General features: G+C 47.6%; 18 protein-coding genes and 1 riboswitch. Of the genes, 14 read left to right on the top strand and 4 right to left on the bottom strand.

Annotated elements, in window-relative coordinates:
- Positions 1 to 10 precede the first annotated feature (10 nt).
- The 4 genes from J2Z28_RS19235 to J2Z28_RS19220 all read left to right on the top strand — a co-directional run bounded on the left by J2Z28_RS19235 (position 11) and on the right by J2Z28_RS19220 (position 2,535).
- The gene (locus J2Z28_RS19235; RefSeq protein WP_211083773.1) at positions 11 to 883 is read left to right on the top strand and encodes a sugar phosphate isomerase/epimerase family protein; all 873 of its coding nucleotides are present in this window, start codon (positions 11 to 13) and stop codon (positions 881 to 883) included.
- 188 nt (positions 884 to 1,071) lie between these two features.
- Positions 1,072 to 1,299, top strand: coding sequence for a hypothetical protein (locus J2Z28_RS19230; RefSeq protein WP_017691180.1), 228 nt, complete (start codon positions 1,072 to 1,074; stop codon positions 1,297 to 1,299).
- Positions 1,300 to 1,378: 79 nt separating this feature from the next.
- A complete protein-coding gene (locus tag J2Z28_RS19225; protein ID WP_211083770.1) occupies positions 1,379 to 1,939 on the top strand; it encodes a hypothetical protein in 561 nt (186 codons plus the stop codon).
- 167 nt (positions 1,940 to 2,106) lie between these two features.
- Positions 2,107 to 2,535, top strand: a complete 429-nt coding sequence (locus J2Z28_RS19220) for a VOC family protein (RefSeq protein ID WP_211083768.1) — start codon at positions 2,107 to 2,109, stop codon at positions 2,533 to 2,535.
- 116 nt (positions 2,536 to 2,651) lie between these two features.
- Here the strand turns inward: J2Z28_RS19220 and J2Z28_RS19215 are convergent, their stop codons facing one another.
- Positions 2,652 to 3,509 carry a hypothetical protein gene (locus tag J2Z28_RS19215; RefSeq protein ID WP_211083766.1) on the bottom strand — a complete coding sequence of 286 codons (858 nt, stop codon included), beginning with the start codon at positions 3,507 to 3,509 and terminating at the stop codon, positions 2,652 to 2,654.
- 222 nt (positions 3,510 to 3,731) lie between these two features.
- Here J2Z28_RS19215 and ytxJ point away from each other — a divergent pair, with 222 nt between their 5' ends.
- The 9 genes from ytxJ to J2Z28_RS19170 all read left to right on the top strand — a co-directional run bounded on the left by ytxJ (position 3,732) and on the right by J2Z28_RS19170 (position 15,244).
- Positions 3,732 to 4,271, top strand: coding sequence for a bacillithiol system redox-active protein YtxJ (ytxJ, locus tag J2Z28_RS19210; protein ID WP_244988415.1), 540 nt, complete (start codon positions 3,732 to 3,734; stop codon positions 4,269 to 4,271).
- 70 nt (positions 4,272 to 4,341) lie between these two features.
- On the top strand, positions 4,342 to 5,538 hold the full coding sequence (locus J2Z28_RS19205; protein ID WP_017691174.1) for a spr1629 family repressor/antitoxin: 1,197 nt from the start codon (positions 4,342 to 4,344) through the stop codon (positions 5,536 to 5,538).
- Positions 5,539 to 5,863: 325 nt separating this feature from the next.
- Complete coding sequence (locus tag J2Z28_RS31845) at positions 5,864 to 5,941, top strand: potassium-transporting ATPase subunit F (protein ID WP_074096687.1); 78 nt, start codon at positions 5,864 to 5,866, stop codon at positions 5,939 to 5,941.
- 59 nt (positions 5,942 to 6,000) lie between these two features.
- Positions 6,001 to 7,680: a potassium-transporting ATPase subunit KdpA gene (gene kdpA, locus J2Z28_RS19195; RefSeq protein ID WP_244988414.1), complete on the top strand. Its 1,680-nt coding sequence runs from the start codon at positions 6,001 to 6,003 to the stop codon at positions 7,678 to 7,680.
- A 121-nt stretch (positions 7,681 to 7,801) separates the two neighbouring features.
- Positions 7,802 to 9,889 (top strand): potassium-transporting ATPase subunit KdpB, encoded by a 2,088-nt coding sequence (gene kdpB, locus J2Z28_RS19190; RefSeq protein ID WP_415841466.1) that lies wholly within the window; start codon positions 7,802 to 7,804, stop codon positions 9,887 to 9,889.
- Positions 9,890 to 9,950: 61 nt separating this feature from the next.
- On the top strand, positions 9,951 to 10,511 hold the full coding sequence (gene kdpC, locus J2Z28_RS19185) for a potassium-transporting ATPase subunit KdpC (RefSeq protein ID WP_211083764.1): 561 nt from the start codon (positions 9,951 to 9,953) through the stop codon (positions 10,509 to 10,511).
- A gap of 90 nt (positions 10,512 to 10,601) precedes the next feature.
- The gene (locus tag J2Z28_RS19180) at positions 10,602 to 12,941 is read left to right on the top strand and encodes a histidine kinase (protein WP_211083762.1); all 2,340 of its coding nucleotides are present in this window, start codon (positions 10,602 to 10,604) and stop codon (positions 12,939 to 12,941) included.
- A gap of 7 nt (positions 12,942 to 12,948) precedes the next feature.
- Positions 12,949 to 14,541, top strand: a complete 1,593-nt coding sequence (locus tag J2Z28_RS19175; protein ID WP_244988413.1) for an ATP-binding protein — start codon at positions 12,949 to 12,951, stop codon at positions 14,539 to 14,541.
- 1 nt (position 14,542) lies between these two features.
- Complete coding sequence (locus J2Z28_RS19170) at positions 14,543 to 15,244, top strand: response regulator (RefSeq protein WP_211083760.1); 702 nt, start codon at positions 14,543 to 14,545, stop codon at positions 15,242 to 15,244.
- Between the two features lie 117 nt (positions 15,245 to 15,361).
- Here the strand turns inward: J2Z28_RS19170 and melA are convergent, their stop codons facing one another.
- Entirely contained in the window at positions 15,362 to 16,663 is a 1,302-nt protein-coding gene (gene melA / locus J2Z28_RS19165) for an alpha-glucosidase/alpha-galactosidase (RefSeq protein WP_211083757.1), read from the bottom strand.
- A 202-nt stretch (positions 16,664 to 16,865) separates the two neighbouring features.
- Here melA and J2Z28_RS19160 point away from each other — a divergent pair, with 202 nt between their 5' ends.
- Positions 16,866 to 17,693 carry an AraC family transcriptional regulator gene (locus tag J2Z28_RS19160; protein ID WP_211083755.1) on the top strand — a complete coding sequence of 276 codons (828 nt, stop codon included), beginning with the start codon at positions 16,866 to 16,868 and terminating at the stop codon, positions 17,691 to 17,693.
- A gap of 77 nt (positions 17,694 to 17,770) precedes the next feature.
- A riboswitch (cobalamin riboswitch) is annotated at positions 17,771 to 17,962 on the top strand.
- A gap of 718 nt (positions 17,963 to 18,680) precedes the next feature.
- Here the strand turns inward: J2Z28_RS19160 and J2Z28_RS19155 are convergent.
- Both J2Z28_RS19155 and J2Z28_RS19150 read right to left on the bottom strand, forming a co-directional pair.
- Complete coding sequence (locus J2Z28_RS19155; protein ID WP_342357525.1) at positions 18,681 to 21,575, bottom strand: DUF5704 domain-containing protein; 2,895 nt, start codon at positions 21,573 to 21,575, stop codon at positions 18,681 to 18,683.
- Between the two features lie 496 nt (positions 21,576 to 22,071).
- Positions 22,072 to 23,343: an S-layer homology domain-containing protein gene (locus J2Z28_RS19150; RefSeq protein ID WP_211083753.1), complete on the bottom strand. Its 1,272-nt coding sequence runs from the start codon at positions 23,341 to 23,343 to the stop codon at positions 22,072 to 22,074.
- Between the last annotated feature and the right edge of the window lie 226 nt (positions 23,344 to 23,569).

Below are 23,569 nucleotides of genomic sequence, written 5' to 3'. Positions count from 1 at the left end.
AGCTGAGCAGATGAAAGTGGGCCTGAGCACGTATAGTTTGTTGAACGATTTGAATTCGGGTGAGATGACGGTGCTGGATGTGATCGACTGGATTGCGGCGAACGGCGGCGAGCATATGGAAATGGTGCCTTACGGATACACTGTTGAGGATAATCACGATCTGGCGGATGCGATTCGGGAGCGGGCGGCGATTGCGGGTATTGAACTGTCCAACTACTCCATGCCAGCGAATTTCGTGCAGGAGACGGAAGATGCGTTTGAAGAAGAGATGGCTCGGGTCAAAAGACATGTGGATGTCGTACACCGAATGGGTGTAAAACATATGCGGCATGACGTCACGGCGTTTACCCTGCCAAAGGAGAAGATGACCATTGCCTGGTTCGAGGAACATCTGCCTCTGATGGTGCGGGGAAGCCAGATCATTGCGGACTATGCCGCGCAGTTTGGCATCACGACAACCATTGAAAATCACGGCTTCAGCGTGCAGGCGAGTGATCGGGTGCAGCGTGTTCTGCATGCTGTAGATCGTCCGAACTTCAAAACAACACTCGATATTGGAAACTTCATGTGTGTGGATGAGAATCCGATCATTGGTGTCATGAAAAATCTGCCGTACGCTTCTCTGGTCCACTTCAAAGATTTTTACTTCCGTCCTTATGATGAGCATCCAGGTGAGGGTGAATGGTTTACGACGGCCAACGGTAACTTCCTGCGTGGGGCCATCGTTGGACAAGGTGACATTCCAATTCGTAAAATTGTAAAGCTGATCAAAGACTCCGGCTATGATGGCAACATTACGGTGGAGTTCGAAGGCATGGAGGAATGCAAATCCGCATCCAAAATCGCCATGGACAACCTGCGCCGCTTCTGGGAAGAGGCGTAACGAATATCATAGAGAGATCATCAAGGGCCGCGTTCAGACGTGGCTCTTTTTCTCATGTTACAGCAAGGGAAAAAGCCTATCAGAATATGGTTCTGCGCAAGGATTAAGTTACGAGCAGCACAAGTGTGGTATACTGGATATATTCAGCCTGATAATAACTGGCTATGGATAGGAGATGTCACTGATCTATGCAGGTATTCGAGGACTGGAATCAGAAAGTAAAGAGGACGTTTAATGCTACGAACCCCGAGGTAGTATTGACGGTATCGGAAGCTGGAAGTTTGCTTGGTTTGACCAAAGACCAGATGAAACTGTACGTGGACAAGAACAAACTAACGAAGGTCCCGATCATGAGAAGTGTTCACCGATACCTCTTATTGAAAAGTGAAATAGATAACATCGTTCAAGCTCGATAACTTCATAGGATTGAACACAACCATTTTACCGATAGGATTCGGGAGAGTGGTCTTTTTTTTATCGGAAAGGGGACAGAACGTGCTGAATAAAGTGTCAGGTTGGTTCTATCAGCGGGTGAATTGGAAATGGGTTGCAGCTACAGTTGTTATATTTGCCTGTTTTATTGCATTTATTCTGCCCTGGCAGGCGGCAAAGTCGGAGGATGCCACCGGTGGAGGGCAGTCCCCGGATACCTCTTTTTTGTACACTGCAAATGATCTTTATCAGATGGCTGAGCAGTATGGTGAAGCAGGGCGGAGCTCCTATATTCAGGCACGATTCACATTTGACCTCATATGGCCCTTAGCCTATCTGTCCCTCTTGGTTGTTCTGTTATCGGTACTCTATCGCGTGCTTCCGGTAAAGAGTCGCTGGCGTTGGTTGAATCTGATTCCGACCTTAGGTTGGGCTATGGATATGCTCGAAAATATAGGTGCATCCCTGATCATGTATCGGTATCCTGAACGTACGCCTTTGCTTGCTGAGCTCACTCCGATATTTACCCTGTTGAAATGGTGTCTGATCTATGCTAGTTTTGCAGCACTGGTTCCGGGTGTTCTGATCGCTGTTCTCTACTATATACGCAGGCGCAAGAAGTAGTGGAGAGAGGGATGGATCAAGAATATGTTGGTAACCCTAATCGTGTAAGGGTCTGCAGAGATGAGTGGAGAAATATACGCTTGTCAAAGGACAACCTGTTCATATATACTCATGTCGCAAGTGGCATGAATCGTATAATTACATGAGCCCAAGGAGATGAAGAACGCATGTCGATCAGCTTGAATGTGTATCTGATAACAGACGGTAATGGACGTGAAGCGGTAGATTTTTATCAAAAGGCATTTGGAGCGGAAGTGCTCGCACTACAAACATTTGGCGAAGGTCCATCCGACCCTAATCATCCCATCCCGCCAGAAGCGAAAGACCGTATTATGCATGCTTCTTTGCAGATTGGCAGCTCGGTATTAATGTTGTCCGACACATTTCCAGGCATGCCGTACACTGTAGGTAATCATGTTAGTATTACTGTGAACACGGATACTGTGGATGAAGCCAAAGCAATTTTCAGCCAACTGGAAGATGGCGGCGTAGTGGAAATGGCGATACAAGAGACGTTCTGGAGTCCAGCTTACGGCACGGTTGTCGACAAATTCGGCGTACATTTTCAGGTTAATGCTACGCCTGGACAAGCTTAAGAGCATACTCTTCGCTAATATAGCCTACAAATGGCAAAAACCTCCGCAATCTGCTTTGAGCAGTTGTGGAGGTTTTTTTGCTTTTTTTGTAATGACTCGTGATTAATCTTCCTTGATTAGTCTTCCTTCTGAATCTTGGAAGGATTGTTGATTTTATAGGGAACCGGGTTACGTGTCAGCTTCTTCTTGATAATTTTCGCTTCAAACGTGATAACATCTCCCACTTCCAGTTCTTGTTTCTTAACCGTAGCACTGTGGCTCGACCAGGCTTCCCCAACATCGATGACGTCTGGCTCCGTGATGGTAACTGCTTCATAGATGATGACTTCATCGTCATTGTCCGAGAAGTGATTCGGTACGGTGGTGAACTCTTTGACAACGGCACTCATCTTCACTTTGCCTTCTGGCAGATCAATCTTGAGGGTCTTGGCTTTACTCGCTGTTTTGGCTTTAGGTTTGGCTTCACTGGATGCCCCGGTTTGAGGTCCAACATACTCTTCTACGAGCCCATCCGGATCACCCTTCAGCCCCGAGGAGAATTCATCTGTGTCCGTATCGTCCGAATCATCCAGATTCACCGGAATTTCATCCAGGTTAACCAAGGCATCTGGAGTTTGCGTAAGTTCAGCAGGGGGAACTGGTACGACTGTATCCGAAGTTGAAGGTTCTATGCTTCGATCTGACCCGGCATTACTTATGCTTCTGGCACTGTAGCTAGACGCTTGCATTTCCTTCAGATAAGACGGGTGAACACAATGCTTTTGTCCATTATCCAGTTGAATAACAGCTGCCATGTGATCGACATATCCAATGATGGTGCACGGCATGTTTAATCCGTTTCCTTTATAATAGAACGTTTTGAGTTTGGTAGCTTTACCCGAAAGCAGGCCCCACTCCTGACATTTCTCAATCAGCTCATCTTCGTTATCCAGCGCAATAAAATCCTGCGGTTCAATCATAAATGCGTATGTCATATGGAATTTCCGCCCTTCCAATCCATTCTTCATGTTCATCGTTTCCAAATTACAACCAGTGTATCACAAATGAGCATTTTGCATAAATCCAATCACTAAAATCTGTACCCGGAGATGAAGATTATCAACGCCTGCTCACAGAGGCCTATGCTATAATTTGATCAGAATATACGATGGGAAGATATAGCCCTGATATACATATTTCAGGAAGGGAAGATATGCATGGAGAAGAAGGTGAATCATCAAGCCGTATGGCTTGCTATAGGTGTTGCCATGGGAGTCAGCATTGGTACGGCTACGCAGCAGCTTGGACTCGGGATTGCTTTTGGCGTGGCGCTTGGCATTGTGATTGGTTCGGTGGTTAGCAAACGTGCAGGGTCAGACTCGGAACATATGCTCAGCGAACATGTCCGTGAATTGCACAAACCAGATGACTGGGAAGACGCGCTTCATCGCTCGCAGGATCATCCGGTGCTTATCCTGAAACACAGCACGACTTGTCCGACCAGTGCGAGAGCGTACAGAGAGTTTATAGCTTTTGTAGGCACCCATGCATCAGATCCCAAACAACCCATGGACTACCGCATCGTCAAAGTGATTGAAAATCGTTCGTTGTCCCGCCATATTGCAGAGGAAACAGAGGTTCATCATGAGTCACCACAGATACTGTTGCTTGATCAAGGGAAAGTCGTCAAACATACCTCCCATGGCAAAATCACGAAGAAGAGATTATTGCAGTGGGCACAGAATCCATTTGGATAAAGGCCATTGAAATTTTGGAAGGAGAACAGCGGGGGTGATTCCCTGTGTCGTTCAGTAAGGAGGGAGCAGCATGTTCGTTGGTGAAAATTTGACCAATTTGCGGATCATGCATGGGTATTCGAGAAAACAGCTCTCCGAACAATTAGGTGTGACAGAACAAGCAGTCTGGCAATATGAAAATGCGTATACCTCTCCGAAGGTGCCAATTGTTAACGAGTTGAAACGCATTTTCAGTGTGAAAAGCAAGTATTTTTATACGAAAGATATGCTTACACAGCGTAATAACGCAGCCAACATTGATGTTATGAACATTGCCTATCGTTCGAAAGTGATGAATGTGATATCCAAGACACAGACAGAAGCAAAGCATGTAGAATATCTGGACACGTTCATTAATTATATTACCGCTCAGATTAGCCTTCCCACACTGAATATTATCCAATTGCGGGAAGAGGCAATTGAGTATATGAACCATACAGACGATGATCGTACGACTCAGATCCATTATGTTGCCCATCTTGCGAGACAACGGCTGAATATGGAGCCATCCACGAATGAGAACCTGATGTTCCGGATCGAAAAAAGTGGTGTATATGTTTTTGAAAAAGCGATTGGTGAAGAAATTGATGCGTACAGCCTTTGGACACGAAATGATCGTCCGTTTATCATACTGGGCAACATCAAACGTTCTGCGGTTCGTAGGAATTTCGATATTGCACATGAGCTTGGTCATTTGTTGCTTCATTATCGTCTTGAATTTGTCAATCTGGACCGAAAAGAACACAAATTGATTGAAAATGAAGCTAATCTGTTTGCGGGTGCATTTTTATTGCCCGAAGAAGAGTTTTCATCGGACATGAATGAAATCACTTATAAGACGAATCCCGATCAATATCTTGATTTGAAAAATAAATGGAAGACTTCCCTACAAGTGCTGGGATACAGAGCAGCACATCTAGGAATGATGGAAGCTAAGGATCATCGTAATTTCTATGCGGCGATGCACCGAAGAGGATATCTGGAAAAGGAGCCTTTCGACAGGGAGATTCCACTTCAAAAGCCGATGCGAATTAAAACCATTATTGACCTGCTTTCCAATAAAGGTCTTGTGGATATCCGTTATATGATTGAGGAGGATTGGAAAGTGGAAACTTCCTTCTTTCATCATATGACAGGGATAAACACCGACTTTTTTAACAAGTACATGACGAACAAGCCACAAACTAGTATTAAAAATGTTAGGGAAATGCCTACACGTAGCTCTTGAAATGACTGGTAGGTAATAAACTGTTACGTAATGGATTGCTCCGTATAAAAATGATGATAGACCCGTTCTTTTCAGCCCATTGCTGAGGAGATCGGGTCTTTTTTACGTTTTTTTTACACCTGTGACGGCATTTCTTTACCCCTTTTTTACAGCGTTTCGTATTACGATTTTACATGTAGCAGGTGCAGAAAACGGTAGAGAGAGGGAGGAAGGGCGCATGGTGAATGATGCCACGATGATTGGATTGGTTGTGCTACTGTTTGCGGTGTTTTGGGGATTCGTGAAATTCTGCGAGAAGGCTTGATGATAGAGAGGGGGAAGCCAGATGATCGTCATCGGCATGATTGTGCTCGCACTGGTGATTTATCTAGGTTATGTGCTGGTGAAGCCGGAGAAATTCTGATGCTGACGATGTGCGTAATGAGGGAAGAAGTGAACGTCGAGTAGGGAGGAAATGCGGATATGGGTATCGGTGTAGTGCAAGTAGCGGTGACGCTGCTTATCATCCTGCTGCTGGTGAAACCGGTGGGAAAATATATAGTGAACGTGTTTGATGGACAGCGAACGGGGTTGGATCGGATTTTTGGTGGACCGGAGCGACTGCTCTATCGAGTGATGGGGGTACGGGAGAACGAGTCCATGGGGTGGAAGAAGTATCTTACAGCGGTTCTCCTCTCCAACTTTGTAATGTTGGTAATGATGTTTCTGGTGCTGCGGCTGCAAAAATATTTACCGCTCAATCCGGATGGAATCGGCAATATGCCAGCGGCGCAGGCATTTAATACGGCCGTTTCCTTCATGACTAACACGAACTGGCAGTCGTATACGGGTGAGAATGCCCTGTCGTATCTGTCACAGATGCTGGCCGTGACATTTCCGATGTTTACGTCGGCAGCAACGGGATTTGCGGTGGCTATTGCGTTCATTCGCGGGCTGATAGGCCGCCGGGATGAACTGGGGAACTTTTACGTCGACCTTGTACGGTCGATTACGAGGATTTTTTTACCCCTGAGCTTCATCGTGGCCTTGTTCCTCGTGTTCCAGGGTGTGCCTCAGACACTCGCGGGAGCGGTGAACGCAACCACGCTGGAAGGCGCGCAGCAGACGATCACACGTGGACTGGTCGCCTCACTGGAATCGATCAAACACATTGGCACCAACGGCGGTGGCTGGTTTGGAACCAATGCTGCACATCCATTCGAGAATCCGACGGCCCTGAGCAATCTGGTGCATATCGTTTGCATGATGCTGTTGCCTACTGCACTGGTATACGCCTTTGGCCTGATGGTCAATAACCGGAAGCAGGGTTGGGCATTGTTCGCAGCGATGAGTTTTCTTTTCCTGGTGATGTTGACCACCGTATTTGTCTCCGAATATCGCGGTGTACCCGCGCTGGATGCAGTAGGTCTTCAAGGCAATATGGAGGGGAAAGAGGTCAGGTTCGGCATACCGGAGTCGGCCTTATTCACAGCGGTCACGACGGCGGCTACAACAGGTTCGGTCAACAATATGCATGAGTCGCTCACTCCACTTGGAGGCATGGTATCACTGGCTCAGATGATGCTTAATAACGTGTTTGGTGGCAAAGGGGTAGGACTGATCAACGGACTGTTGTATGTGATTCTGGCTGTGTTTATCTGTGGATTGATGGTGGGACGAACACCTGAGTTCCTAGGCAAAAAAATCGAGGGCAAAGAGGTGAAGCTCGCATCTATCGCCTTGCTCATTCATCCTTTGATTATTCTGGCGCCAACGGCAATCGCGCTTATGCGGCCTGAAGCCATTGCGTCCATCTCGAACGGGGGCATGCATGGTCTGACCGAAGTTCTCTATGCTTTTGCCTCGGGTGCAGCCAATAATGGATCGGCCTTTGCCGGACTAAATGCCAATACAGACTTTTACAACATCGCAATTGGTATCGTTATGCTGCTGGGAAGGTACGTTTCAATGATTGCCATGCTGGCTATTGCGGGTTCACTCGCCACCAAACGGGTTGTTCCGGTAACTACAGGTACGCTACGTACACACACGCCTCTATTTGCTGGCATTCTGGTTATGATGATTGTTGTTGTCGGCGCACTCACATTCTTCCCTTCACTTGCTCTTGGACCGATTGCAGAGCATCTGGCGATGATTCAATGATGGTTATGACAGGGAAACCACAGATGGATCAGCACAAGGAGGTAACGTATGGAGGTGGCAGTGCACGATGAATGCAGTCGAACGAAAGAAGGAGCAGGCGATGCAACAGATGGATACAGAAATGTTCAGAAGGAAGGCCAACGAGCCGAATATCAATCGCGGTAATATTCAACGTGATCCCGGATCGAAACGGTCGTTAAGCAAGGATATGATACTTCAGGCTTCACTGGATGCGTTCAAAAAGCTAAATCCGATGGTCATGATTAAAAATCCGGTCATGTTTATTGTCGAGGTGGGTACATTCATTACGCTCTTATTATGCATTAATCCCGATCTCTTCACCGCATCCGAGGCTGGGCGCGGATACAATATCGCCGTATTTTTCATTTTGTTATTCACGCTGCTGTTCGCTAACTTCGCGGAGGCACTTGCAGAAGGAAGAGGTAAGGCGCAGGCGGATACGTTACGCAAGACGAAGTCGGACACCATGGCCAATCTGGTACAGAAGGATGGAACAATCCGGCAAGTGTCTTCGACCCAGTTGAAAAAAGGCGATATGGTCCGTGTGGAAGTCGGTGAACTGATCCCGACGGACGGTGAAATTATGGAAGGCTTGGCCTCCATTGACGAATCGGCCATCACGGGAGAATCTGCCCCGGTCATCAAGGAAGCAGGAGGCGATTTCTCCTCCGTTACCGGAGGGACCCGCGTCGTGTCCGATTACATCGTCATGCGTGTTCAGACCGATCCGGGTGAATCATTCCTTGACCGGATGATCTCTCTGGTTGAGGGTGCTCAGCGCCAGAAAACACCCAATGAAATCGCGCTGACCACCCTGCTCGCCGTATTAACTCTGATCTTTCTGATCGTCATTCTGACGATGGTTCCGATGGCGAATTACCTGGGTATTCGACTGGATCTGGCGACATTGATCGCACTGCTCGTCTGCTTGATCCCAACCACAATTGGTGGATTGCTGTCCGCCATTGGTATTGCCGGGATGGACCGTGTTACGCAGTTCAATGTGCTCGCCATGTCAGGTAAAGCGGTGGAAGCGGCGGGGGATATTGATACCTTGATTCTGGACAAAACAGGAACGATCACATACGGAAACCGCATGGCATCTGAGTTTATTCCCGTTCAGGGCATTACTTCGTCAGAGATGACGCAAGCTGCTTTACAGGCTTCTGTGCGAGATGAGACCCCGGAAGGGCGTTCTGTGGTGGAACTGGCAGGCAAACAAGGCCAGAGCTGGGCTGAGACGGAGTATGCCAATGCGGAAAATGTGGAATTCACGGCAGAGACCCGGATGTCCGGTCTCAATCTGAGCAGCGGAATGAAGATTCGCAAAGGTGCGGTGGATGCGATCAAAAGATATATTGCTTCCGCAGGAGGCCGCATACCGGGTGATCTGGATGAGATTGCAAATCGCATTGCGAAGGCCGGGGGCACGCCGCTTGCTGTAGCCATCGATGAACGAATCTATGGTGTGATCTATCTGAAAGACACTGTGAAGCCAGGGCTAAAAGAGAAGTTCGCTGAGATGCGCGCCATGGGCATCAAGACCATTATGTGTACAGGTGATAATCCGCTAACCGCAGCGACCATAGCACTGGAAGCGGGCGTGGATGATTTTATTGCCGAAGCGAAGCCCGAAGACAAGATTGCGGCGATCAAAAAAGAGCAGCAGGAGGGTAAACTCGTCGCTATGACGGGCGACGGTACCAATGATGCTCCTGCTTTGGCGCAGGCCGATGTGGGCCTAGCGATGAATTCGGGCACCATGGCGGCCAAGGAAGCGGCCAACATGATTGACTTGGATTCCGACCCGACTAAGTTATTGTCGGTAGTCTCCATTGGCAAGCAGCTGCTGATTACACGCGGCGCACTCACAACCTTTTCGATATCCAATGATATCGCGAAATATTTTGCCATCATTCCAGCCATGTTTATTCTCGCCATGCCGCAGCTTCAGGCGCTGAATATTATGAATCTGGCTTCACCGCAGTCTGCGATCCTGTCGGCGCTGATCTTCAACGCCATTATTATTCCACTGCTTATTCCCATCGCGATGAAAGGAGTTAAGTACCGGGCGATGTCAGCGGAACGGTTACTTGGTCGCAATGTGTTCATCTATGGCGTGGGTGGTGTGATTGTACCATTTATCGGCATTAAGCTGATTGACATGGTTTTGTCGGGGATTCTTTAACGAGATAACAACTCTTATCAAAATTGTTCTTTTATCCTAATGAATTCAGGAAGTGATCTGTATGAACATGTTCTTGCCCGCTGTGCGGTTATCCGTTGTGCTTATGTTGATATGCGGCCTAATCTATCCCCTCGTAACGACTGGCGTAGCCCAACTTCTCTTTCCTGCGCAGGCGAATGGCAGTCTGATTACGCAAAATGAGAAAATCATCGGCTCGTCCCTGCTGGCGCAGGATTTCCAATCGCCGGGGCTGTTCCAGCCCCGGGCATCAAATGCCGATTATGATCCAACGGCTTCAGCCGGTTCAAATCGCGCCGTAGCCTCGGAGGAGTATATCGGCGAGATGAAAGAAAAGATTGCTCAGCTCCAGCAGGAAAACCCGGGATTGAAGCAGATCCCTGCTGATCTCGTGACGGGTTCAGGCTCTGGGCTTGACCCGGATCTTTCTCCCGAAGCCGCTGAGGCACAGATCCCGCGCATTAGCGAAGCTACCGGGCTTAGTGAACAGCAGCTTGTGCAACTTGTAAATGAGCATACGGAAGGCCGTCAGATGGGTATATTCGGGGAACCACGTGTGAATGTAACGGCTCTGAATCGGGCGCTGACAGCAGAACTGAAATAACGGACGAACATATTAGCCTGCTCACGATATATCGGGAGGGGCTTTCTCCATTTGTTTATCCTATTTTTCAAAGGAAAGGGGAGAAGACGGATGGAAGACGGCTTTAAGCGCAAGTCACCGGAAGAAATGTTGAGGATGATTACGAAGCTGCAGCAGGGTACCCTCAAAATCTACATCGGCCCAGTCAGCGGATCAGGCAAAACGTATCACATGTTGAGGGAAGGGAACACATTGCGCCAACAGGGCATTGATGTGGTCATCTGCGCCGTCTCCACAATGCGCAGACCGGAAACGGTGGAACAGCTTGGCGCACTCGAACGAATTCCAAGCATTCACTGGTTACGCCAGAGTGATGATGTAGAGATGAAGGATCTGAACTTGGATGCACTGTTGGCGCGTAATCCGGAGGTTGTGCTGGTGGATGGTTTGGCACATCGCAACAGAGAAGGCGCCCGGTATGCTACTCGGCTGGAGGATATTCAGTTCTTGCTCCAAAACAACATCAGTGTCATGACAACGGTGAATGTGTATGAGCTGGAAGGCTATACAGAGCTGGCACGACAACTTACGGGTATCGCAGCAGAACATACGGTACCTGCCGATACACTGGAACTTGCGGATGAAGTCAAGCTGATTGACGTCACACCAGAAACCATACTGAGTCGTCTGGCAGAAGGTCATCTGAAGGGCCATGAGGGAGAAGCTGTATTTCGTCAAGGCAATCTGGGTATTCTGCGCGAACTGGCCCTGAGATTGGTTGCAGAAGGAGTGAATGAATCCCTGCGCGAGCATCGGGAGGAGATGGGAATTACCGTCACAACAGGCATCATGGAGCGGATTTTGGTGTCCACGCAATATCATTGGAATGGCTCCATCTATATCCGGCGTGGACAACAGATTGCCAAACGGCTGAATGGTGATCTGTGCGCCGTGGTTTTTCGGAATATGAAGCAGCCATTAACCAAGGAGGCAACCGTATTTCGGCGAAATATGATCAAGTTGGTGGAGAAGTTTGGCGGCCATATGGAGGAACTGTCCGTATTACACCGTCGCAACATCCCGTCTACGCTGGCACGTTACGCCATGGAGCACCAGATTACCCGGATTGTGATGGGACACTCCCGGCGTACACGCTGGCAGGAACTGTGGCAAGGGTCTGTTGTTAACTCGCTGCTGCGCAAATTACGTGGTGTCGATCTGTTTCTGGTTGCTGATCGAGCGGCAAGAGAGGGTGAACGTGTGGTTCCGGCTAAAGTTAACGATGTGGAGTCGCTGACATACCGCAGACTAAGCGAGCAGGAAATGAAGGAACAGATTGGTCAGATTCAGCGCGGCACATTCAAAATATATATCGGAGCTGCACCAGGTGTAGGCAAAACCTACATGATGCTTCGGGAAGGCAATGATTTGCTCCGCAAGGGCATCGATGTACAGATCGGCTTGCTTGAGACACATGGGCGGGCGGAAACCGTGGAGCAGATGGGTCACCTGTCTGTGATCTCTCGCGCGAAGCGCGTTTATCAGGAGGCTCGTCTGGAAGAGATGGACACGGAGGCCATTCTGCATCTTTGCCCAGAAGTGGTGCTTGTGGATGAACTGGCACATACGAATGTACCCGGGAGTGTCCGGCAAAAGCGTTATGAAGATGTTCTGCTCTTGCTGAATGCAGGCATCTCGGTGATTACCACAATGAACGTACAGCATCTCGAAAGTCTGAATGATGCCGTTGAACATATTACCGGTGTTCGTGTCCGCGAGACCGTACCCGATCGGATCATTCAGATGGCGGATGAGGTGCAGCTGATTGATGTGGCACCCCAGGCCTTGCGGCAGCGCATGAGGGAGGGTAAAATCTATGCAACTGCCAAGGTCGAGCAAGCCCTTGCGAATTTCTTCAAAATCGGTAATCTGATTGCCTTGCGAGAACTTGCTCTGCGCGAGCTGGCGGACGATGTCGATGAACGGCTTGAAACACAGCAGGCCAAAATTGCACTTCGAGGACCTTGGCGCAGACAGGAAGCGGTCTTTGTATGTGTAAGCAGTGATCGTCATGCCGAGCGGCTGATCCGGCGCGGATTCCGTATGGCTTATCGTCTAAAAGCCATCTGGCATGTACATCATATCCACATCGGTGAGTCCATGAGTGACGAAGTGAAGTGCCATCTGGAAGCGTTGGAGCAGCTGACAATTCGGCTTGGTGGTCAATTTCATATTCATCACAGTCCAAGACTGTGCGATGTACCTGAGATTTTGGCAAGAAAGGCATCGAAGGCAAGAGCAACCCAGCTGGTGGTCGGGCAGGCAAGACGGGTGTGGTGGCTGAATGGCTATCGCGGCTCAGGGTCGGTGGTCAACCGACTTGTACGCTTGTCGCGGCATCTGGATGTATTAATCGTTGCAGATTATGATTATGAACTGAGCGGGATGTGAATGGATATTGTCTGAACAAATAAAAAAAGAAACGCAGGCAGCCCGCGGGAAACGGGTTCCGGCATATGTATGGGTGACCCTCGGGGTGACGCTGCTAACTTTACTGCTTCATGCCATCGGCATGAGTGGTGATTTGGTTAATGTAGCGCTTATATATCTGTTTCCCGTCCTGGTGAGTGCCGTGTATTGGGGAATGGGGCCAGCTGTATATGCTGCGAGTATTAGCGTCATTATGTTTGACTTCTTTTTTGTACCGCCATATTTGAGTTTTACGGTTGAAGACTTGAGATACCTCATCTCCTTTGTTGTGTATCTTGCGGTGGCGATCCTGACAGCGAGTCTTGCAGGTCGATTGCGACAACAGTTGGAGATGGTAAAAGCACGGGAGGCCACGACTAACTCCCTGTACGCATTGAGTCGTCAGATGACAGCTATTACGGATCTGAACACATTACTGGTTAACATCGCAACCCAAGTATCGCTTACCCTGGGTAAGCCAGCAGCTGTGTATCTTCCGAATGGGCAGGGGGATCTGCTGGTTACAAGCTCTTCTGCACCCGCATCAGAATGGGAAAAGGATGGCTGGGGAGATGGAGAGTCGGAGATTGCCATTGCCAAATGGGTGTATAATCACGGACAGATCGCTGGTAAAGGATCATCCACATTGCGGGAATCTCTCGGGCTATATGTGCCGCTACGCACAGAGGAGCAGATTCATGGCGTGCTCGCCGTAAGCATGGACGCTGGCGAGATTCATGAGCAGCAAGAAGAGCTTCGTCTGTTGGAGGCATGCGGAGGACTGGCCGCAGGTGCCATTGCCCGAGTGAAGCTGGCGGAAGAGGCCCGATTGGCGCAGATCACCGCCGAATCGGAGCGCATACGTACAGCGCTGCTGGACTCTGTCTCTCATGAGTTGCGTACTCCCCTAACCGCCATTATCGGCTCGGCTACGGGATTGTTGGAGAATGATACTCTTTTTACACCTGAGGATCGGAGAGAATTAACAGGCAACATTCGGGATGGAGCTTTGCGCATGAATCGTCTCGTCACGAATCTGCTGGGTATGGTTCGGCTGGAGAGCGGCATGTTGCAACTGAACCGGAAATGGTGTGACGTAGGAGACATAATTAGCGTTGTACTGACACAAGTTCGGGAATTCAGTCCGCATCGCAACATTCAAGTTGAACTGCCTGATGATCCGGCCTTCATTTACGGAGATGAAGTATTGCTGGAGCAGGTACTGGTCAATATCGTCAGCAACGCCATCAAATATTCGCCCGGTGAGAGCCAGATTGTCATTACTGTGGCAAGCGATAAGAGTTCAAGTCAATTGACGATCTGGGTAGCTGATCAAGGCATCGGTATACCGGAAGCGGAAAGAATACGTATATTTGATAAGTTCTATCGCTCGGAGTCTACTCAGCATGTCACAGGAACGGGGCTTGGTCTGGCAATCTGCAAAGGCATTGTGGAGGTCCACGGAGGTACCATAGTAGCAGAGCCGAATTCGGGCGGGGGAACGAGAATGCGCATAGATATCCCCATGGAGGCTCACGGATCACGGTTTCCCTATTCAGAACAAGGAGAGGTTGAAGAATAACATGAACGCACCACTAGGGGCTCGCATACTGGTGATCGATGATGAGCCGCAGATTCGCAAATTGCTCAAGGTCACCCTTCAGGCACACCAATTCGAACTCTACGAGTGTGGGGATGGCGAAGAGGGCGTTATTCAGGCCAGTATTGTACATCCGGATCTGATCATCCTTGATCTTGGTCTGCCGGGCATGTCTGGCATGGAGGTCCTTCTCCGGATTCGTGAATGGTCACAAGTGCCGATTATTGTGCTGACAGCGAAGGATCAGGAGGGAGACAAAATTGCCGCGTTGGATGGTGGTGCAGATGATTATGTGACCAAACCATTTGGAATGGGTGAGTTGGTCGCCCGTATTCGGGTGGCGCTGCGTCATGTAGCCAAAACGACGGATGAGCCAATACTGCGCTTCGGATCACTAACGGTTGACCTGGCCCAAAGGCAGGTCGAACTGGAGGGGACTTTGGTCAAATTAACCCCGACGGAATATGAGATGCTGAAGGTGCTCGCCTCGAATGCGGGGAAAATCATCACTCAGCGTCAGCTTTTGCAGCAAGTATGGGGAGGGCATCATCATGAGTCTGACAGTCATTACCTCCGGGTATATGTGGGACATCTGCGTAAAAAATTAAAGGAAGATCCGACGAATCCCCGATATATTCAAACGGAGCCTGGCATTGGTTATCGCTTTTTGCTTCCTGCAGAATAAGGTTTAATGGAGCGGGGCGTTTCTTATAAATGATGTGATGTACGCTTCAGCGGGTGAGCGCTATAGAACGAACAATACACCGTCCCCTTTAGCTGCAAAGGAAACGGTGCTTTTGTATTATGACGTGTATTTTGGCAACCAGTCGCCGTGAGCCTCAATCAACTCATCACACATCGCTACGATGTCATCGATAGACAGCTCCGCAGCTGTATGTGGATCAAGCATGGCGGCGTGATAGATATGTTCTTTTTTTCCAGTGATTGCCGCTTCAATTGTTAGCAGTTGCGTGTTGATGTTTGTCCGGTTCAATGCCGCGAGTTGTGGAGGCAGATCCCCAATGTACGTAGGGCTGACTCCTGATCCATCCACCAAACAAGGTACCTCAACACAAGCCTCGCGAGGCAGGTTGGTGATCAGTCCGTTGTTCATAACGTTTCCGCCAATCTTGTACGGGTTATTCGTCTCCATCGCTTCGATAATATGGGATGCGTATTCACGGCTGCGGGTATGTTCAATATTTTCGCTGGCAAACAGCTTGGTACGCATTTCTTTCCAGCCTTCAATCTGGTTCACACAGCGGCGTGGATACTCATCCAGTGGAATGTTGAAGCGTTCGATCAACTCTGGGTAATTCCGCTTGATGAAGTAAGGGTGGTACTCGGCATTATGTTCAGAGGATTCCGTTACATAATAGCCAAAACGCTGCATCAACTCAAAACGAACCATGTCGTCATGCTGTTCCTTCTGTTTTTCCTTCGCCAGACGTTTGATCTCGGGGTACAGATCCTGCCCGTCTTTGGTAACTTCGAGCAGCCACGCCATGTGGTTGATCCCTGCAATCTTAGCCACAACACCTGTCTGATCGATCCCAAGTGCATCGAATAGATGCGGTACACATACCTGCACACTATGACACAATCCTACAGTTTTGATCCCACCATGCACATTCATGACGTTGGTAAGCACGGCCATCGGGTTGGTGTAGTTCAGGAACCATGCATCTGGACATACTTCCTGCATATCTCGGGCGAAATCCAGCATGGCCGGAATCGTCCGCAAGTTACGGAAAATTCCGCCAATGCCGAGTGTATCTGCAATTGTTTGACGCAGTCCGTATTTCTTCGGAATCTCGAAGTCCGTAATGGTGCATGGATCATATCCACCGACCTGGATGGCGTTGATGACATATTTGGCTCCGCGTAGCGCTTCTTTGCGGTCATGATATACGTTCACAACGCAACGACTTCCGAGTGAACGGGCCAGACTGGTCAGCAAACGCTCTGAATCGCTCAAACGTTCAGCATCGATATCGAACAATGCCAATTCAAAATCTTGCAGTGCTTCGGTCATCATGACATCACCCAATACATTTTTGACAAAGACGGTGCTTCCCGCACCGAGAAACGTAATTTTATTCATTTAAGTTCAGCCTCCCTGAAAAATGTTGTACCCCAACTATAGGCCGATTTGGCACATATAACTATGGCTCAAACCCTTTCAAACATGGCATAATCCCATTTTTGTTCCCGCTTTCAATTAATATGGAAGAAATTTAGCTGTTATAATATAAATTGATTGAATGAAGAGATAAGCCGAACGAAGTCAGGATGGAGGGCGAAAAATGAGTCGCATTGAGATGAATGTGGTTCCCGCAGGCTGGACACAGATGGAGCTGATTTTGTTGTTTTTTGGGTGGGAGGCATGTGACCCTGCGCATTATTGGGGACCCGGTGTACGTGATTCTTACATTGTGCATTACATCCATGAAGGACAGGGTACCGTGTATATGGGGGATCAGGAATACAAGCTTAGCGAGGGACAGGGTTTTGTCATTCTCCCCGACACACTCATTCATTATGAGGCAGATCCGAAGGAGCCCTGGACGTATTCGTGGTTTGGATTCAAGGGTGTACAAGCCAAAGCATTCATGCAACGTGCCCAATTGAGCCCGGAGCGCCCGATATATGATGCCCATGATACAAATACGATGGAACAGTTGTATACGGAGATGGTCCAGGCTTCTACGCGTCCGGGAGGAGATGTGATGAATCAGAGTCTCTTGTACCGCTTGATGGCAGAATTAATCTCTTCTTCGCCTGTGGAGGAAGAAATAGGGCAGCTTCTTTCGAGCAAAGATGCGTATATCCGGCAGGCGGTGCAGTTTATGGAGAACAGGTACAGCCAGCGAACCTCCATTCTGGATATTGCCCAAGCTGTGGGGCTGGATCGCACGTATCTGTCGGGATTGTTCAAAGAGCGATATGGCATGTCGCTACAGTCCTTTTTTCTGGAGTACCGCATGAATCGGGCTGCCGAACTTCTTCAGAATCCAGGGCTGTCGGTCAGTGAAGTGGCCCATTCTGTCGGCTATACGGACCCATTACTTTTTTCCAAGATGTTCAAGCGAGTGACGGGTGTGTCTCCAAAGGGTTCGAGAAATCGAGATTAGACATATCTAGTGTTTTAAATTTAAAAGAAAAATTTTGATCATTAAACGTTGTCCCGCTTTACTGATACAGAAGTGTAATTGAATATGTGGAACTTGGTGCTTTGCCCGTCAGGGTGGAAGCTTAATAGGGAAGTCCGGTGTAATACCGGCGCGGTCCTGCCACTGTAGCAGAGGAGTCCAGTAGCGATAATCCACTGGTTTAGACCGGAAAGGAGCTGCAATGACCATGATTCTGGAGCCAGGAGACCTGCCAGGTTTAACAAATACAGTAGTACCCTACGGGAGATAGGAAGGTGTTTAGAGAGCATGATTTTTTCTGGAAATCTGTTTATTTAAGGCGTCCTCATCCAGTGACACGGAGAGGGCCGCCTTTTTTGATAGAATTTATAAGTTTTCAGCGGAGCTGTGGACGGAGAACATCATGGCACATACATAAAGTTGTAAGGAAGGACGTTAGAGCACTTGAGCAGATATATCGTTAAACGATTGGTACAACTGATAGCGTATTGTTCGGTATCACGTTGCTGACGTTCTTGCTAACCTACCTCTCTCCTGGAGAAAGTCTGTCAGGATAATACTGATGTGCGGTTTTTCTTTATAGTCTAAGTAAGGTTATAAAAAGAGAATGATGCAAGAAGGGTTACCCCAAAAGTCCATAGATGACTTTCAGGATAACCCTTTTGTTGTATAACAGGCATGTTGTGTGAAGTTGGGATGTGACACTGGAATCACTTGTGAATGCTTTATCGTATGTGGTTCAGTACACCTATGTCATTAAGCACACCATAGTTTTGCGCAGGCTGTATAGTACTCAGTCTGGCACTTCATGGCTATTTCATCATATATTTATTGATTGCTTCATTGGGTGATTATCGGTATACAGATATTCAGTCTTATTTCGGAGAGGTACTCCGCATACAGACTCTTCTGTCCACATGTAGTTGGCTACATATGCTTAGCCAGTCGTGCTGACATGAGAGATTCAAACTAGTGCGGTACTTGGGATTGGAAGTCTTTTCGGCTGGACTGATCAGCATGGTAAAAGACAATATCGCCATCCTTCAGTGGCCAGGTTCTGCCTTGACTGTCTGTTGGCGTTTTGTTGAAACCTTCCATCTGCCATTGATTCATCAGCGGTGCATGAATGTATTGCAGATGGGGCGCCTCTGTATTTCCATTCCGCAGGCTCTCCATGTTGAAGTTGACTACGATATAACCATTCTTTAGAAAAATCTTCGATTTCTCATCCAGCTGATTTTGTCGGGCGAGGGGTTCGAGAGCCGTACCTTTTGGTACGGCATATACATCGGCCGGCAAGCTGTACTCCCCGTACCAACGCTGGATTGCTGCATTGGCCCGGTCCACGTTGACCCCGGAAGGAATGCCCGTTTTGGGTCCGATGAGTGTCCGAATTGGAGCAGACAGGATCATCCAATCATAGCGACCTACCCATGTTTTTTGATGAGAAGTCTGATCGACCAGGCGAACCATATGTTCTGCCAACGTACGCTGGCTGCGTTCTTCCGCTGTCAGTTCATAAGTATACTGATAACGCGCTGTATCGCCTAACTCTGTACCGGGTACATTTCTAAGACGTGAGTTCAGGACAACAAAGCGTTTCTCCAGATCCTGAGACGATCCGATACGGATCAGGCGTTCCTGGCCTCGATGGTAGTACAGATCCACTTCTTGTCGGGAGGACCCGTCTTTATTCACAAAAGCAAAAGTGGGTGTAATTCGAATACCATCCTGTTTGCCAAACATATTGCCCTTGGTCTTCAGATCGAACTTGAAATGGTATCCTGTCTTCACAGTCGCGTTAGCGAATCCCTGCACCGGATGGCTTCCTGGTCGGATGGGCAATACAAATGGAGCCAGATTACCTCGTGGATCACCATCAATGCTATTCATCCCAGTCCAGTAGCTATAGCCCGTTGGGTCGGGACTGCCCAATCGCTTGCGAAATACATTTTCCCAGTTGTAATCGGAGATATCAGTGACCTGAAAATCATATAACCTTCCGATGACATCTACCGGTACGGTATCTGCTGCAACATGATGTGCCAGATTGGTATTGGCATCCTGTTGCTCGGTAAAGTTTGCAGGTGCATTCTCTGCAATATTGCGGAATACAATATGGTATTTGCCTTCGTCTACCCATACAGGGAGATAGAATGTTGTGTCCAGTTGATTGACCGGAATATCCACCCATGTCTTAGCAGGGATAAACTGGCTCCGATCTGCGTTATAGACATCAAACGGGAATTGCACCTGTTTGATTCGAAAATATTTGGCATAGTCCCGATTCCCATAACCGGGATAACTCGCTGCGTCTAAGTGCTGTCCTGATGTGGGAATTCGCACAATGAACGGACGTTCCAGAATGAGTGCAGCGCTGGTTGGGTCCGGTACGGTTTTCTGATTATGCGGTTGATCATCCGATACCCAGGCGTAGTTGACGACAGGGGTGTGTACCGTGACCGTGTTGATGCCGTTAATTGGTAATATTTTATTGGCACCCCCATTCACGTTACCCGGTAGCAAATCATAATAGATTTCACCAGAGCTTGTGGTGTTTGCTTTATTAAGCAGGGAATTGCTGATCATATTACCCGGTTTGTACAGCACATCGCGCCCAATCATCGTTGGATTAGGAATATTGGATGGCGTTGGGCCATCTTTGGTTGCTTCCACATCATTCATAATGGTTGTGTTGTTGAATTTCACTAGATCATTATTCACTTTACTTTGAGGTGTGTTGGATTCAGCCATCCCTTTTAACCGTGATGTATCATCAGGCACACTGGGAGGTTGGTTCAAACCACCTGTTAATTTGGGTGGAGTATATGAGATTGAAGTGGTTTGCCCTGGTCGAACATGGCTTTCTACGGATTCATCATTTTTAGACTCCAGTGTTGGTGGTGTGTATCCTGTTGGATTCATCGTAACGGTCTCACCGGGCAAAGCATAATTGTTCATGGTTGCTTTAGCGATCTTGTATACTTCCAGATTGTTAATTTTCCAGTAGGAGTAGTCTCTTGTGATCTGGAAGTTGTATGGCTTGGGTACCGTGTCGTTCGCGGGTACAGGTGGCCCTGGTGTACAACCATCATCATCACATTCATCTGGTCCAGGTACTGTCCACTCTCTGTCGTACGAGATTGTGACATTACAGTTGTATGTAACTTTACCGCTCATTTTCGCCCAGGCTTGTTTAAACAGATAATTGTCAGCAAAGGCATTTGTGTAGAGTGATTCGGAAGTAGGTATTCCTTTTAACACATTGAATGTTTCATTATCTCTGTTATCTGACTTGATAACACCGTTGGTATTTGGATCGAGATCATTCATGCTCATGATGGTTCCAGCAGAAGGTGGTCCAATCGTTGGTGTGCAACCTCCACCACCGCCCCCGTTACCGTCGCCCTCGCCAGTACCTGGGTTCTCTTCAACACCAATGTTTGTTGTGGTAGTTAACTGAAATCCATCTTTCTTCCACAGTACGGTGATGGTTGTAGTTCCCCTACTGACAGCTTGGACTAATCCGGAGTTACTAACGGTAGCAACACCAGGATTGGATGATTCCCATGTAGTTGTACCACCGCTTCCAGTGTTTACATTGGTCTCTGCTCCAAAGTTTCCATCTCCAGTTTTCGTCTTGACCGTTGCATTCAATTGTTTGGACTGGTTCAAGCTAAGTTGTCCGCCAGCGGTAAGATTGATCTCTTTGGTTATTTCGGCAAAGGCCCGCCAATATATATCCGTATTGAATATGTAGTCGGCAGAGAATTTAGGTGGATTATAGGGTCTGTGGGCTGTTGGTTCAATCGCACCTCCGATTTGAGTTGTAAATTTCACCGTATCACCGTCAAATGATTCCACACTAACCAAGATTGGTTTTCCTGGTAAGTAATATTGTGTGTTATCCATGTACATGGGCTTTAACGAAATTGTAGTTAATTCACTTCTAGAATACCTCTGACCGGAACGATCAAAGTACTCAGAGGGTTTGTAGCTTGGTGCATCCAGTGAAAGATTTACGCAAACTAATGATGAGTTTGGTTTGTTAGTATCGGGGTTATTGCTTAATGTTTGGCCGTTGCATTCTCCATCTACACGCCATCTTAAATTATCGAGCTGGTAAACATAAACACCGATATTAGACATTCCACTGCCCTCAACGGGGATTACTTTTTTCTGAGACTTTGCAGGTGATGGAGGTACTATATGAGAGGATTCTAACACTGGCTTTGTTCCAGGCCCTCCTCCAGCAAAAACAACTGAAGGGGCTGGGAACAATATACACAATGTTATATATGCTATTAATAATTTTTTTAATGATTTATAGAACTGCACATTGGAACACCCTTTTCATAGTTTAATTTGGAACTACAGTATAGTTTGTTCCATCTTTGAGCGTCAGGCGTACTCCAGGATTTAGTGACTTATCAAAATGTAAGAGACCATGGCCCCAGTAAACAGGGTTCTTTACGATAAACACGCCTTTGGGTCCGAGTAAATCATTTATATGTTTAGGTCCGTACTCGCTAAAAGCTTTGGTGCTTGGTGAAGTTAGAGCATTAATAGTTGGGGAATGGATAAGACTACCGGCTTGCAGTTGATTCATAGAGTTCTTAATACTAATATCAAACTCTGTGAAAGAATAATAAGCGCCTCTTAGTAATCTATCTTTTTCATCAACGAAAACAGGATAATAGATACTTCTCTCAGTTTCTTTTACATATGGATTGACGATGATCCAGTTCTTGACCTTCAGATCTGCATAATTCGTTACTGTAACTAATTCTTGATTACGAACTTTCCCAAAATCTCCAGTTACTTTGCTGTAATCATACGATTCAGAAAATTTTTCTGGTCCTGCTTTCTGATACTTAGGCGCAATAATATTCAAATTGGTCCCCGTCAATCCCACCGCCCGTAGCTCATTTAAACCTTGAAAATCGGCAGGTTTTGTCTTGGCAACTGCTGCATAACGGGCGATCAACACAGCAACTTCCGCCCGAGTGGTAGTACGATCAACGCCAAATGTTTTATCGTTTGCCACACTCATCAGTCCCGTTCCCAGGGCAACGGCTACAGCATTTTTTTGAGCGCTTGCGAGTTTACCTGTGAAATATTCCTTTGCAGGCACAACGGTGTTCGTCACATCAGAGATTGCTTGTTTGTACTCAGGATCAACCACGGTTAGCCCTTGCGTCAGCCAAGTAGCCATTTCTCCTCGTTGAAGAGCGCCTTGTGCATCCAATTTTCCCTTGTAATTAGAAGGGTTGATAAAACCTTTTGCAATAGCAATAGAGACACCGCTTTTGGCCCATTCGGGTATGTCCGTGAAATTGTTTTGTTCTTGTGTCGTTGCATTAGGCTGGTCGGATAAACGTCCAAGGATACTTGCCATTTCAGCTTTGGTGACTGGTGAACTTGGTTTAAATGTCCCGTCGGCATACCCCTTGAAATAACCTTGTTCCACGGCCGAATTAATTGCTGAAGATGCCCAGTGTGTAGCTGGAACGTCCTTGAATTTAGTTGTAGCTTGTGCGGCTTCTACAGAACTCCCAACACTTCCAAAACCTACGATACCCCCTGTTAATAAAGCTAATGCCGTTACGCCGGAAATCATCATTTTTTTCATGAATCTTACTCCTCTCAATTGCAGTTTTTTGTCTTTGGTATGTACAAGTTAGGCTACTAGATACTAAATTTGTAATAATAATCAATATTCTACCATGTATAACTAGGCTATTGGTATGATTTATCAATATATTTCCTCCTCTCCACACAACTGCGACTAATTCTCAAGACCTATATTTCCTCAAAAAACACAAAAAAAGGCCACGAATCCGCAGATTCATAGCCTT

This window comes from Paenibacillus xylanexedens (genome assembly GCF_017874615.1).
In the GTDB taxonomy this organism is placed as follows: Bacteria; Bacillota; Bacilli; order Paenibacillales; family Paenibacillaceae; genus Paenibacillus; species Paenibacillus xylanexedens.
The sequence above is the reverse complement of the archived record's forward strand: the minus strand, read 5'-3'. Positions and strand labels throughout refer to the sequence as shown.

What these genes read in the sequence shown, in the direction of transcription:
- J2Z28_RS19220 (WP_211083768.1), top strand. Translation starts at nt 2,107, where the DNA reads ATGTCGATCAGCTTGAATGTGTATCTGATAACAGACGGTAATGGACGT.
- J2Z28_RS19205 (WP_017691174.1), top strand. Translation starts at nt 4,342, where the DNA reads ATGTTCGTTGGTGAAAATTTGACCAATTTGCGGATCATGCATGGGTAT.
- kdpA (WP_244988414.1), top strand. Translation starts at nt 6,001, where the DNA reads ATGGGTATCGGTGTAGTGCAAGTAGCGGTGACGCTGCTTATCATCCTG.
- J2Z28_RS19170 (WP_211083760.1), top strand. Translation starts at nt 14,543, where the DNA reads ATGAACGCACCACTAGGGGCTCGCATACTGGTGATCGATGATGAGCCG.
- J2Z28_RS19160 (WP_211083755.1), top strand. Translation starts at nt 16,866, where the DNA reads ATGAGTCGCATTGAGATGAATGTGGTTCCCGCAGGCTGGACACAGATG.
- J2Z28_RS19230 (WP_017691180.1), top strand. Translation starts at nt 1,072, where the DNA reads ATGCAGGTATTCGAGGACTGGAATCAGAAAGTAAAGAGGACGTTTAAT.
- J2Z28_RS19180 (WP_211083762.1), top strand. Translation starts at nt 10,602, where the DNA reads ATGGAAGACGGCTTTAAGCGCAAGTCACCGGAAGAAATGTTGAGGATG.
- kdpB (WP_415841466.1), top strand. Translation starts at nt 7,802, where the DNA reads ATGTTCAGAAGGAAGGCCAACGAGCCGAATATCAATCGCGGTAATATT.
- kdpC (WP_211083764.1), top strand. Translation starts at nt 9,951, where the DNA reads ATGAACATGTTCTTGCCCGCTGTGCGGTTATCCGTTGTGCTTATGTTG.
- J2Z28_RS19150 (WP_211083753.1), bottom strand. Translation starts at nt 23,343, where the DNA reads ATGAAAAAAATGATGATTTCCGGCGTAACGGCATTAGCTTTATTAACA.
- J2Z28_RS31845 (WP_074096687.1), top strand. Translation starts at nt 5,864, where the DNA reads ATGATCGTCATCGGCATGATTGTGCTCGCACTGGTGATTTATCTAGGT.
- ytxJ (WP_244988415.1), top strand. Translation starts at nt 3,732, where the DNA reads ATGGAGAAGAAGGTGAATCATCAAGCCGTATGGCTTGCTATAGGTGTT.
- J2Z28_RS19235 (WP_211083773.1), top strand. Translation starts at nt 11, where the DNA reads ATGAAAGTGGGCCTGAGCACGTATAGTTTGTTGAACGATTTGAATTCG.
- J2Z28_RS19215 (WP_211083766.1), bottom strand. Translation starts at nt 3,509, where the DNA reads ATGACATACGCATTTATGATTGAACCGCAGGATTTTATTGCGCTGGAT.
- melA (WP_211083757.1), bottom strand. Translation starts at nt 16,663, where the DNA reads ATGAATAAAATTACGTTTCTCGGTGCGGGAAGCACCGTCTTTGTCAAA.